The sequence below is a fragment of the Pseudomonas bananamidigenes genome, assembly GCF_001679645.1.
Lineage (GTDB): Bacteria > Pseudomonadota > Gammaproteobacteria > Pseudomonadales > Pseudomonadaceae > Aquipseudomonas > Aquipseudomonas bananamidigenes.
Genome location: NZ_LRUN01000088.1, coordinates 1 through 11,522 on the forward strand (window position 1 = coordinate 1; position 11,522 = coordinate 11,522).

At 58.4% G+C, this 11,522-nt stretch carries 11 protein-coding genes and 2 pseudogenes; 4 read left to right on the plus strand and 9 right to left on the minus strand.

From position 1 onward, the window contains the following. From BBF94_RS27810 to rplM, 3 genes and pseudogenes are all read right to left on the minus strand, one after another. Positions 1–84: pseudogene (locus tag BBF94_RS27810) on the minus strand (ubiquinol-cytochrome c reductase iron-sulfur subunit); the annotation flags it as partial. Between the two features lie 270 nt (positions 85–354). Then, the gene (gene rpsI, locus BBF94_RS25350) at positions 355–747 is read right to left on the minus strand and encodes a 30S ribosomal protein S9 (RefSeq protein ID WP_065261675.1); all 393 of its coding nucleotides are present in this window, start codon (positions 745–747) and stop codon (positions 355–357) included. 14 nt (positions 748–761) lie between these two features. Continuing rightward, entirely contained in the window at positions 762–1,190 is a 429-nt protein-coding gene (gene rplM / locus BBF94_RS25355) for a 50S ribosomal protein L13 (RefSeq protein ID WP_013789889.1), read from the minus strand. Between the two features lie 244 nt (positions 1,191–1,434). Here rplM and BBF94_RS25360 point away from each other — a divergent pair, with 244 nt between their 5' ends. Then, a complete protein-coding gene (locus BBF94_RS25360; RefSeq protein ID WP_065261676.1) occupies positions 1,435–2,475 on the plus strand; it encodes an NADP(H)-dependent aldo-keto reductase in 1,041 nt (346 codons plus the stop codon). Positions 2,476–2,581: 106 nt separating this feature from the next. Here the strand turns inward: BBF94_RS25360 and BBF94_RS25365 are convergent. Then, a pseudogene (locus BBF94_RS25365) lies at positions 2,582–3,717 on the minus strand (acyl-CoA dehydrogenase family protein). 246 nt (positions 3,718–3,963) lie between these two features. Here BBF94_RS25365 and BBF94_RS25370 point away from each other — a divergent pair. Next, complete coding sequence (locus tag BBF94_RS25370) at positions 3,964–4,860, plus strand: GlxA family transcriptional regulator (RefSeq protein ID WP_176704507.1); 897 nt, start codon at positions 3,964–3,966, stop codon at positions 4,858–4,860. Between the two features lie 62 nt (positions 4,861–4,922). Here the strand turns inward: BBF94_RS25370 and zapE are convergent, their stop codons facing one another. The 3 genes from zapE to BBF94_RS25385 form a co-directional block, all read right to left on the minus strand. After that, positions 4,923–6,017, minus strand: a complete 1,095-nt coding sequence (gene zapE, locus BBF94_RS25375; RefSeq protein WP_065261678.1) for a cell division protein ZapE — start codon at positions 6,015–6,017, stop codon at positions 4,923–4,925. 90 nt (positions 6,018–6,107) lie between these two features. Then, positions 6,108–7,466: a tryptophan--tRNA ligase gene (locus BBF94_RS25380; RefSeq protein ID WP_065261679.1), complete on the minus strand. Its 1,359-nt coding sequence runs from the start codon at positions 7,464–7,466 to the stop codon at positions 6,108–6,110. Between the two features lie 24 nt (positions 7,467–7,490). Then, positions 7,491–8,120: an alpha/beta hydrolase gene (locus BBF94_RS25385; protein WP_065261682.1), complete on the minus strand. Its 630-nt coding sequence runs from the start codon at positions 8,118–8,120 to the stop codon at positions 7,491–7,493. A 144-nt stretch (positions 8,121–8,264) separates the two neighbouring features. Here BBF94_RS25385 and BBF94_RS25390 point away from each other — a divergent pair, with 144 nt between their 5' ends. Then, the gene (locus BBF94_RS25390) at positions 8,265–8,699 is read left to right on the plus strand and encodes a YhcB family protein (protein WP_039766275.1); all 435 of its coding nucleotides are present in this window, start codon (positions 8,265–8,267) and stop codon (positions 8,697–8,699) included. Positions 8,700–8,766: 67 nt separating this feature from the next. On the opposite strand, the gene BBF94_RS25395 is transcribed toward BBF94_RS25390, so the two are convergent. Then, positions 8,767–9,501, minus strand: a complete 735-nt coding sequence (locus tag BBF94_RS25395; RefSeq protein WP_065261680.1) for an OmpA family protein — start codon at positions 9,499–9,501, stop codon at positions 8,767–8,769. 116 nt (positions 9,502–9,617) lie between these two features. After that, on the minus strand, positions 9,618–10,253 hold the full coding sequence (locus BBF94_RS25400) for an MBL fold metallo-hydrolase (protein WP_065261681.1): 636 nt from the start codon (positions 10,251–10,253) through the stop codon (positions 9,618–9,620). Between the two features lie 201 nt (positions 10,254–10,454). Between BBF94_RS25400 and BBF94_RS25405 the strand changes: the two genes are divergently transcribed. Then, a partial coding sequence (locus tag BBF94_RS25405) for a M10 family metallopeptidase (RefSeq protein ID WP_141676628.1) occupies positions 10,455–11,522 on the plus strand: 1,068 nt, incomplete at its 3' end.

Here is an 11,522-nt window from a genome sequence, read left to right on the forward strand (position 1 = left end):
CCCCCACCGCTCCTGCAGCACCCACCACGGATGTGCCGCTACCAGGAAGCGACGCCGGCCTGCATTCACGCCGTCATTGCTCATTCAGTCCTCTCCCATCAGCTTTGTGGCCTGTTAAATCAGGCATCTACTAAATATGAAACAATGTACTTATAAAAATTTTGCCGAATGGTAATGAAAACCCCCAATTCTGACAAGGTAATTACCCGGAGGGCTGGCCCTCAAGCCTTGTAGTATAGGGGGTCTACGAATGTGGCAAGTTGTCACAGCGCAATTATTCGAGAAATCGCACGCATAAAAAAACGCCCGGTTCCGTGAGGAATCGGGCGTTCTTTTTTGAACGTGGAAGCGAAATTAACGCTTCGAGTACTGCGGACGCTTACGCGCTTTACGCAGACCCACTTTCTTACGTTCAACTTCACGGGCGTCGCGAGTGACGTAGCCAGCTTTGCGCAGAGCGCTACGCAGGGTTTCGTCGTAGTCCATCAGAGCGCGAGTGATGCCGTGGCGGATTGCGCCAGCCTGACCACTTACACCACCGCCGATCACGGTGACATAGATGTCGAACTTCTCGACAGTCTCGGTCAGCTCCAGCGGCTGACGAACTACCATGCGGGCAGTTTCGCGGCCGAAGAAGGTTTCCAGCGAACGGTTGTTGATGGAGATGTTACCAGTACCCGGACGCAGGAAAACGCGTGCGGTTGCGGTCTTGCGACGGCCAGTGCCGTAATTTTGAGTCGCCGACATAATGAACTATTCCGTTAAATCTTCAGTTCTTGGGGCTGCTGAGCAGTATGAGGGTGTGCAGCGCCCGCATAGACTTTCAGCTTACGGTACATGTCGCGACCCAGCGGGTTCTTAGGCAGCATGCCTTTAACCGCGGTCTCGATCACGCGCTCAGGGGCCTTGGCGATCAGCTTTTCAAAGTTGATCGACTTGATACCGCCCGGGAAACCGGAGTGGGAGTAGTACATTTTGTCGCTGGTTTTGGCACCGGTAACACGTACTTGTTCAGCATTGATCACGACGATGTAGTCGCCGGTGTCAACGTGAGGGGTGTACTCAGGCTTGTGCTTGCCACGCAGACGGCTCGCGATTTCGGTGGCCAGACGACCCAGGGTCTGACCAGCAGCGTCGACGACAAACCAGTCGCGCTTTACTGTTTCCGGTTTAGCAGTAAAAGTTTTCATTCTTTATAGCCTCAGGGGCCGCCTGTAAATAAGACGGCGGATCTTACTGAATAGTGCGTACTTTGACAAGTCAAAGGCAGCCGGATACAGACGCTTTCGGGGGCTCGGGTCGGCGCGTCCGTTCAACGGCAAGATTCTTCGGCGGCGGGGCATCACTTCCACTGCAGAAAGAGGTCGGCAATTATGCAGATTGCGAAAAAATATTCAACCTGCTTTTATGATTGCTTTGCCCAAGGAGCACCCGATGGACTATCGCCAGCTAGGCCGCACCGACCTGAACGTGAGTGCAATCTGCCTCGGCACCATGACCTGGGGCGAGCAAAACACCGAAGCCGAAGCCTTCGCGCAGATCGAGAGAGCCAAGGGCGCCGGGATCAACTTCATCGACACCGCCGAGATGTACCCGGTGCCGCCGAAAGCCGAAACCTACGCCACCACCGAGCGTTACATCGGCAATTACTTCAAGAGCCGCGGTGACCGCACCGACTGGATCCTCGCCAGCAAGATCGCCGGCCCCGGCAACACCATCGACTACATTCGCGACCGCAACCTGCGCCACAACCGCCAGCACATCACCGAAGCCGTGGATGCCAGCCTCAAGCGCCTGCAGACCGATTACATCGACCTGTATCAGTTGCACTGGCCGGAGCGCAGCACCAACTTTTTCGGACAGCTGGGCTACAAGCACAAGACCGAAGCCAACCTTACGCCACTCGAAGACACGCTCGAAGCGCTCGATGAGCAGGTGAAGGCCGGCAAGATCCGCCACATCGGCCTGTCCAACGAAACGCCGTGGGGCACCATGCGTTTTCTGGCTCTGGCCGAAGCCCGGGGCTGGCCACGCGCGGTGTCGATCCAGAACCCGTACAACCTGCTCAACCGCAGCTTCGAAGTCGGCCTGGCGGAAATCGCGATTCGCGAACAGTGCGGCCTGCTCGCCTATTCGCCACTGGCATTCGGCTTTCTTTCGGGCAAGTACGAGGGCGGCGCCCGCCCACCAAAAGGCCGCCTGAGCCTCTACAGCCGCTTCAGCCGCTATTTCAATCCGCAATCGGAAGCAGCCTGCAGCCGTTATGTGGCACTCGCCCGGGAACATGGCCTGGACCCGGCGCAAATGGCGCTGGCCTTCGTCAACCAGCAACCGTTCGTCACCAGCAATATCATCGGGGCGACGACGCTGGAGCAACTGGACAGCAATATCGCCAGTTATTATCTGAACCTCTCGGACGAAGTGCTGACAGGCATCGAGGCGATTCACAAGGATCACCCGAACCCGGCACCGTGATCAGCCGCTAAAAAGCTTCGCGAGCAGGCTCGCTCCCACAGGTACAGCGTGATCCTTGCGGGAGCGAGCCTGCTCGCGAAGGGGGCCAGTCAACTCACTGCAAAACTCAAAGCGACCGCGCAATGATTTCCTTCATGATTTCATTGGTGCCGGCATAGATCCGCTGCACCCGTGCATCCGCCCAGGCACGGGCCACCGGGTATTCCCACATGAAACCGTACCCGCCATGCAACTGCACGCACTCGTCGAGCACCTTGCATTGCAGATCGGTACCCCAGTATTTGGCCATTGCCGCCGTCGGCACATCCAGCTTGCCCTGAAGGTGCAGTTCCAGACAGCGATCGACGAACACCCGGCCAATCTGAATCTCCGTGGCCATTTCCGCCAGTTTGAAGCGCGTGTTCTGGAAGTCGGCGATGGCCTTGCCGAACGCCTTGCGGTCACGGGTGTAATCCAGCGTCCACTGCAGCGCCGCTTCGGCTGAAGCCAAACCGCCAATCGCTACGGTCAGTCGCTCCTGCGGTAGTTCCTGCATCAGATAGGCAAACCCGGCGCCGCCTGGCCCAAGAGGTTTTCCTTTGGCACACGCACGTCCTGGAAGAACAATTCCGACGTGTCCTGTGCCTTCATTCCGACCTTTTCCAGACGTTTACCCTTATCGAAACCCGGGGTGCCCGCCTCTACCAGAAACAGACTGGTGCCCTTGGCGCCGGCCTTCGGATCGGTCTTGGCCACGACGATTACCAGATCAGCCAGAAAACCGTTGGTGATGAAAGTCTTCGAGCCGTTGATCACATATTCGTCGCCATCCAGCACCGCCGTGGTCTTGACACCTTGCAGGTCGGAACCCGCGCCAGGCTCGGTCATTGCGATAGCGCTGACCATTTCGCCGGACACCAGTTTCGGCAGGTATTTCTGCTTCAGTGCTTCGCTGCCGTAATGCAGGATGTACGGCGCAACGATGTCCGAATGCAGCGAGAAACCGATGCCGGTCAGGCCCAATCGCCCCACTTCCTCGATCACTACGGCGCTGTACAGGAAGTCCGCCCCCAGCCCGCCGTACTCCTCCGGCAGATGCGAGCAGAGCATTCCCGCCTCCCCTGCCTTGTTCCACAGTTTGCGGTCGATGTAGCCTTGCTTTTCCCATTGCCCGTGGAACGGCACGGCCTCTTTTTCAAGGAAAGTCCGCACGCTGTCGCGGAACAATTCGTGCTCGGAGCTGAACAGGGTTCTGGGGATCACGCGACACCTTTTCTTATGAATTGGAGGGATCAGACCTTCAGAGACTAAGCCGCACACCCGATACAGGACACTGGACACATCCGACAAAAAATAAGACGATCCAGCCGTCTGGTGACCACTTTCCCTTATAAAAACAAAAGATGAATTATGTCCAAGCAAGTCTCCACGCCCTTGCGGCGCGTCAGCATCCTGGCGATCGACCGGGTTTTCGCTTCCACCCTCATGCAAGCCAAGGATTTCTTCCATCTGGCCAGCCTGCGTTATGGCAAACAACTGGGCCAGGGTCTGACTCCGGCATTCGAAACCCGCCTGGTCAGCCCCGACGGCAAACCGGTGAACAGCTTCAGTGACGTGGTCATGCCGGTGGACGGCGGCCTGGAAAACACCGATGTCATCATCCTTCCGGCCTTCTGGGACGACTTCGACACCCTGAGCCAGCGTTATCCACAGATCCTGCCGTGGCTGCGCGAACAACATGCACGCGGCGCAGTGCTCTGCGGCGAGGCCACCGGAGTGTTCTGGCTCGCCGAGGCCGGGTTGCTCAATGGCAAGGAGGCGACGACTTACTGGCGCTTCTTCAATGCCTTTGCCGAGCGTTTTCCGCAGGTTTACCTCAACCAGGACAAGCACCTGACCGATGCAGACAATCTGTATTGCGCCGGTGGCACGACGTCGGCCTGCGATCTTTATATCTATCTGATCGAGCGTTTCTGCGGTGCCAACGTAGCCCAGGCCGTGGCCCGCGACATTCTTTATGAAGTCCAGCGCAGTTACTCACCGGGTCGCATCGGTTTTGGTGGCCAGAAGCTGCACCAGGACGTGATCATCCTGCAGATCCAGCACTGGCTCGAAGAGCACTTCGCCGACAAGTTCCGTTTCGAGGACGTGGCCCGCGAGCACGGCATGAGCATCCGCAATTTCATGCGCCGCTTCCAGACCGCCACCGGTGACAAGCCGCTGCACTACCTGCAACGACTGCGCATCGAAACGGCCAAAGGCCTGTTGTCCGGCAGCCGCAAGAGCATCAAGACCATCAGCTACGAAGTGGGCTACGACGATGCGAGCTTCTTCGCACGCCTGTTCCGTCAGCACACCGAACTGTCACCGAACCAGTATCGACAGCAGTTCCAGCAAGCGGCCTGACGATTCGACCAGACACAAAAAAGGGCCTGCATCTGCAGGCCCTTTTTATTTGCCGAATCCGCTCAAGGCTTGTGTGCCCGGGACAGGAATTCGTGAGATTGCATCTCCAGCAGACGGCTGAGGGTCCGCTGGAACTCGAACGTCAGGCGCCCGCCGGTGTACAGGTCTTTCAACTCGACTTCGGCAGAAATGATCAGCTTGACGTTACGGTCGTAGAACTCGTCGACCATATTGATGAAGCGTCGGGCGATGTCGTCGGTGGTGACGCTCATCTGCTCTACGCCACTGAGCAGCACGGCGTGGAAGATCTTGCCTATCTCGATGTAATCGTTCTGGCTGCGCGGGCCATCGCACAGCTCGCGGAAGTCGAACCACGCCACGTCATCGCAAGTACGCAGAGCGCGGATTTCACGGTTCTCGATGATCAGCACATCGTTTTCCACGGCCGCCGTGCATTCAGGCGTCAGCGCACGGAAGCTCTTGCGCAGGCTTTCGTGGGCCGCTTCATTGAGCGGAAAGTGGAACAGCTCCGCCTGTTCGAGATGACGCAGACGGTAATCGACGCCGCTGTCGACGTTGACGATCTCGGTGTTCTGCTTGATCAGCGCAATGGCCGGCAGGAAACGCGCGCGCTGCAGGCCGTCCTTGTACAGACCGTCCGGCACGATGTTCGAAGTGGCGACCAGGGTCACGCCATTCTTGAACAGTTCTTCCATCAGCGTGCCGAGGATCATGGCGTCGGTGATGTCGGAGACGAAGAATTCATCGAAGCAGATGACCCGCGACTCCGCAGCAAAGCGCTTGGCGATGATGGTCAGCGGGTTTTTCTCGCCGCCGAGGGTTTTCATCTCTTCGTGCACACGCTTCATGAAGCGGTGGAAGTGCGTGCGGGTCTTTTCCTTGAAGGGCAGGGCTTCGAAGAAGGTGTCCACCAGGTAAGTCTTGCCGCGACCCACGCCGCCCCAGAAGTACAGACCCTTGACCGGTGTCTGATCCTTTTTGCCAAACAGCTTGCCCAGCAAACCCGGCTTGTTCTGCTCGGCCGCGATCAGATCGTCGTACAGGCGTTGCAGATGACGCACGGCGGTTTCCTGCGCGGCGTCATGGAAGAAGTCCGGGCGTTTCAGATCAGCTTGATATCGTTCTAGGGGCGTCATAATTCGTTAGCAAGGCAACAAAAACGGGCCGTCACTGTAGCGATGGCCCGTGGGAATGGCAATCGGCCCTTGGTCGGGCCGGCCCGTTGATTATTCCTGAACCGGTGTCAGAGCGATCCGCAGCGCTTTGATCGCTGCATTTCGAGCATCACTGTCTGCGAACACCGGGCCATTCGCTACATGTTCACGATTCACCCAGACAGAGAAGCTCGTGTTGCGCTCGTCCTGGATGTCATACGCAAGACCCGATTGCAGGGATTTGACGACCGCGCCCGCCGACTTGCCATCCTCGAAACCCAGCGAGCACATCATTTCCTCGCCATCAGCCGAAAGAAGGCGGAAACGGAAGCTGCCATCGTCTTCGCGGAAGCTGACGAAGCGCGCGGCTTTCGCCGCCTTCTTCTTGGTGGTCGCAGCCACCTGAACCTGATTGACGAACGAACGCAGGCCGACCGCTTCACGCAGCTCGTTGAGGAACGGAGTGGCGACCGCACGGGCCTTTTTCGCACCGTGCTGCAGGATGTCTTCCAGATCCGCCGGACGCTCGATCAATTGCTGGTAACGCTCGCGAGACTCGCCCAGTTCGTTGTCCAGCAATTGGAACAGGCGGCTCTTCGCCTCGCCCCAACCCAGTCCGCCCAGCAGCTCGCTGCGGAACTCGTCGGCCTGCGCCGGTGTGGCGAACGCCTGGAACAGGGTGAACAGGTGCGAATTGTCCGGATCCTTCGCTTCGCCCGGCGCACGGGAGTCGGTAACGATGCGCGAGATCGCGTCTTTCATGTCCTTGGCACTGGAGAACAGTGGAATGGTGTTGTCGTAGCTCTTGGACATCTTGCGACCGTCCAGCCCCGGCAACGTGGCGACGCTTTCCTCGATCAGCGCTTCGGGCATGGTGAAGAACTCCTTGCCCTGGCCGAACAGATGGTTGAAACGCTGGCCGATGTCACGGGCCATTTCCACGTGCTGGATCTGGTCACGGCCGACCGGCACCTTGTGCGCGTTGAACATCAGGATGTCCGCCGCCATCAGCACCGGGTAGCTGTACAGGCCCATGGTGATGCCGGCATCCGGGTCTTCGCCGGCCTCGACGTTCTTGTCCACCGAAGCCTTGTAGGCGTGCGCGCGGTTGAGCAGGCCCTTGGCAGCGACACAGGTCAGCAGCCAGGTCAGCTCGGGGATTTCCGGAATGTCGGACTGGCGATAGAACGTCACGCGATCCACATCCAGACCACCGGCCAGCCAGGTTGCGGCGATTTCCAGACGCGAGCGCTGGATGCGCAACGGGTCATCGCACTTGATCAGAGCGTGGTAGTCGGCCAGGAAGTAGAACGAATCGGCGTTCGTGTCACGGCTGGCGACGATCGCCGGGCGGATGGCACCGGCGTAGTTGCCCAGGTGCGGAGTACCGGTGGTAGTGATGCCGGTGAGGATGCGGGTACGGTTCGTCATGGGTAATCGCTTGTCAGACTGCAATCAATTCGAAAGACGCGGCAGGATCAGATCCTTGAGATCGGTCAGCTTGCCATGAAAAAAGTGTCCGCATTCTGCCACTTTCAGCAGCTCATGGGGGCGCTGGAGTTTGTCGGACCATTCGTAGACCAGCTGTGGATCGATCACTTCGTCGGTTTCCGGCTGGATCACGGTCAGCTCGCCCTGTTGCGGCAACTGATCCTGATCACCCAGGCGCATGACCGCAGGCGCGACCATGAACAGATGCTTGAGCGCCACGCCTTGTGCTTCAAGACGACCGCCGAGACTTGCTGCAACAAATCCACCGAAGGAGAAACCGAACAGGGTCAGCGGCAGGTCCGGGTGTTTTTCCCGCAGCCACTCGGCGGCGGCCAGTGCGTCATCGACTTCACCGCTGCCCATGTCATGGGAACCTTCGCTGGCACCCACGCCGCGGTAGTTGAAACGCAGGGTAATCAGGCCGGAGTCGCGCGCGGTGCGTTGCAGGGTCGAGACGACCTTGTTGAGCATGGTGCCGCCCTGCACCGGGTTGGGGTGGCAGATCAGCGCGATGCCGCGTGGCTGCTCGTTGTCCAGGTACAGGGATTCAAGTTGACCCACGGGGCCATCAATCACTACAGGGGTTTCACGCATCAGCAAGGAAGGAACTCCGTGACCTCGAATCGGGTCGACTCGTCTAGCAAATTGTCTGTGCCAGTCTATTGCGAGTGAATCGCGGTATACAGCGCAGGTTCGAGCCGTTAACGTAAAGCAAAGCCGTTTATAGAGGAAGGACTCGTGGAACACTCGCTCTTAGTTTGGTTGTTACCGACTCTTGCCCTGGTTGTGGGTGTCGCCATTGGTTTCCTGATCGCCCGCGTTGCGCCGAACGCCGCGCCCAGCCGCACACAGCGTCAACTGGATGATATTCAGGAACGTTTCGACAGTTATCAGAACGAAGTGGTGACCCACTTCAACAGCACCGCCAATCTGGTCAAGAAGCTGACCCAGAGCTATCAGGAAGTGCAGGACCACCTCGCCGAGGGCGCCAATCGCCTGGCCCTGGATGAGCAGACCCGTCAGCGTCTGCTGGCTTCTCTGCACTCCGAAGCGGCACAGGCTCCGCGGGAGCGCCTGACGCCACCGCGGGATCAGGAGCCTCCGCGCGACTATGCGCCGAAGACCCCGAACTCGCCTGGCATGCTCGACGAGCATTACGGTCTGAAGAAGTAATCAGCCTTCGCACCAACAAAAAGCCCCCGAACAATCACTTGTCCGGGGGCTTTTTTGTACCTGACGGTTACGGATACTGCTGAACCGTACCTGGTTGTTGCTGCTGACCACCGTATTGCTGACCCGGGATCGCCTTCAGGTTGACTTCAACGCGGCGGTTCTGTGCACGACCATTGACGTCGCCGTTGCTGGCAATCGGATTATCCGGGCCGGCACCACGGGCTGACAGATTGGCACCGCTGACGCCCTGGGAAGTAAGGTAGGTCGCCACGCTCTGGGCACGGCGCTGGGACAGGTCCATGTTGTGTTGACGGCTGCCGGTACTGTCGGTGTAGCCGACGATTTCGATCTGGTTCTGGTTGAACTCCTTGAGCGAGTTGGCCAGGTTGTTCAGCGGCTGATAGAAGCTTGGCGCGATGTTCGCCGAATCGGTGGCGAAGGTGATGTTGCCCGGCATGATCAGTTTGATCTGGTCGCCCTGACGCTGCACTTCAACCCCGGTGTTGGCCATGCTGGCGCGCAGTTTCTTCTCTTGCTGGTCGGCGTAGTAACCGTAACCGGCTGCGGAAGCGCCGACCACTGCAGCGCCGATCAAGGCGCCCTTGCCGCGGTTGTTGTGGTCGATGGCAGCACCGGCCAATGCACCGGCCAGTGCGCCGAGGCCGCCGTACTTGGCGGTTTTGCTCATGCCCTGGGAGCCACCGTCGGCCTGACCCTGATTGTCATACGGGTTGGGCGAGGCGCAGCCGGACAGTACGGCTACGGCAGTAGCGACAATAATCAAACGACGCGTGGTGAACATGGAGAGCTCCTACTTTTCTGCATTCTGTGGTGCAACGGCGGTTTGGCAATGGACCATTGCGGGCGTTGGATCATGACAATGCACAAAAATTCCGCCGGGCACTCGTGACAAAATGTTTAGGCGCGCACGAACGGATTTTCCCGCATTTCATCACCCAGACGCGTGTCCGGGCCATGTCCGGCCACAACGGTCGCGTCCTCGTCCAATGTGTACAGCCGCTGCTTGATCGATCGCACGATGGTCGCCTGATCGCCGCCCCACAAATCCGTGCGCCCTACTCCGCGCCGGAACAATGTGTCGCCGGCAATCAACAGCTTAGCCTCGGAAAACCAAAAGCTCATGGAACCGGGTGTATGCCCCGGCGTGTGCAGCGCCACGCCACAGCCGCAGGCGAGTTCTTCATCGTCACTGAGCCAGCGATCCGGTGATGGCACCGGGGTGTAGGGCACACCGAACATCTGGCATTGCATTTCGAGGTTGTCCCACAGGAACTGGTCCTCCTTGTGCAAATGCAGGGTCGCGCCGGTTTTCTCCTTCATCTGCCCCGAAGCCAGGAAGTGATCGAGGTGCGCGTGGGTATGAATGATGCTCACAACCTTCAGACCCAGGGTATCGAGACGGGCCATGATCAGATCGGGATTGCCACCCGGGTCGACGACAATGGCTTTTTTCGTGACCGGATCACCGATGATCGTGCAGTTGCACTGCAGCGGGCCGACGGGAAAGGTTTCACGGATGAGTGCGACGGTCATGAGGTAATCCTGGGTGAACGGTGATAGCGGACTTCAGGATTCTACTGCAGTCGCCGATACAGATCGCCAGGCCAGTTATTTGGCGCCATTAATCAGAAAAGTAGTGGCCCTATGATGTCAAATGTGTCCGTTCTGGTGCAGAATCACACCCCTTTGTAGCGGTCGCATCAGGAAGGGCCGCAGCGCACCCAGGAAATACAAATGCCTACGCCCAAGACTTACTCCTTCAGCTTCCCCGCCTCGCTCACCGGCAATGCAATCGTCGACAGCCTCATTTCCGGCACGTACTGGCTGGGATCAAACTGGAGTCCGTTCGGGCCGACCAACCTGAGTTACAGCTTCATGGCACCGGGTACGTCGTATTTCATCACTGACTACAGCCCGGACAATGAGTACAACGCACTGTATTCACTGACCTCGGGTCAGCAGAACGCTGTAATCAATGCTTTGAGCGCCTGGAGTGCCGTCGCCAATCTCAACTTCACACTGACCACTGACACCCTTACCAATGTCGGCGATCTGCGCTTCGGCGGCTACCGGTTGATGGATAACAAGACGGCAGCCTGGGCCTATTTCCCGGCCAATACGCCAACCGGTGGAGACGTCTGGATCGGCCCACAGACAAGTGACGCCAATCCAAACAAGGGATCCTATGATTACATGACATTTGTTCATGAAATCGGCCATGCCCTCGGCCTCAAGCATCCCTTTGACGTCAGTACAACCAACAAGATCCTGCTTGATCCGTCGCTGGACGATGTCCACTTCACGGTGATGAGCTACAACAGCAATTATTCCTATCAGCCAACCACGCCGATGGTGCTCGACATCATTGCGATACAGAGCCTGTATGGCGCCAACATGCAGTGGCAGACCGGCGACAACGTTTACAAATGGGCGGCCGACCAGTCGGTATTCGAAACCATCTGGGACGCAGGCGGTAACGACACCATCGATGGCAGCAACCAGCTGGGTTCTGTTGTCATCAACCTGAATGAAGGCAGCTACAGCCAGATCGGCAAAGCGTTCGTTGACCTCAATAACAACGCAGCCATTAACGACGGGCTGGCGATTGCCTACGGGGCAAAGATCGAAAACGCCACGGGATCTCAGTTCAATGACACCCTGATCGGAAACGCGCTCAACAACACCCTCAACGGTGGCCTGGGCGCCGACACCATGATCGGTGGCGCCGGCAACGACACCTACTACGTCGACAATATCGGCGACGTGGTAATCGAAACCGGCACCTCGCTGACCGAGATCGAC

Coding starts and splice junctions, on each gene's coding strand:
- rpsI (WP_065261675.1), bottom strand. CDS start 747: ATGTCGGCGACTCAAAATTACGGCACTGGCCGTCGCAAGACCGCAACC.
- rplM (WP_013789889.1), bottom strand. CDS start 1,190: ATGAAAACTTTTACTGCTAAACCGGAAACAGTAAAGCGCGACTGGTTT.
- BBF94_RS25360 (WP_065261676.1), top strand. CDS start 1,435: ATGGACTATCGCCAGCTAGGCCGCACCGACCTGAACGTGAGTGCAATC.
- zapE (WP_065261678.1), bottom strand. CDS start 6,017: ATGACGCCCCTAGAACGATATCAAGCTGATCTGAAACGCCCGGACTTC.
- BBF94_RS25380 (WP_065261679.1), bottom strand. CDS start 7,466: ATGACGAACCGTACCCGCATCCTCACCGGCATCACTACCACCGGTACT.
- BBF94_RS25385 (WP_065261682.1), bottom strand. CDS start 8,120: ATGCGTGAAACCCCTGTAGTGATTGATGGCCCCGTGGGTCAACTTGAA.
- BBF94_RS25395 (WP_065261680.1), bottom strand. CDS start 9,501: ATGTTCACCACGCGTCGTTTGATTATTGTCGCTACTGCCGTAGCCGTA.
- BBF94_RS25400 (WP_065261681.1), bottom strand. CDS start 10,253: ATGACCGTCGCACTCATCCGTGAAACCTTTCCCGTCGGCCCGCTGCAG.